The following is a 232-nucleotide window of genomic DNA, read 5'->3' on the forward strand; positions in this document are numbered from 1 at the left end:
TAGGCAATATCTTAGCTACGCTTACAGCAAAACCCTCAAAGTTTATTGCAACAATGCTAATTTGTAACAATATAGCATTAGAAATTTATGGGCTAAAAATGGGACATGTTTTGGTACGTTGGTTTCAGTCAATGTTACCAAGTGATAATTTTACCTTCCAGTATCTGCTGGTTGACTTGCAACTGCTGTCACAAACGGTTATTTCTACCTTAATCAGCTTATTTACGGCAGA

General features: G+C 36.2%; 1 pseudogene. It reads left to right on the forward strand.

Annotated features, from left to right (window positions below):
• A pseudogene (locus ACRHOC_RS15260) lies at nucleotides 1–232 on the forward strand (hemolysin); the annotation flags it as partial.

Source organism: Winogradskyella poriferorum, assembly GCF_050618035.1.
Classification (GTDB): Bacteria; Bacteroidota; Bacteroidia; order Flavobacteriales; family Flavobacteriaceae; genus Winogradskyella; species Winogradskyella poriferorum_A.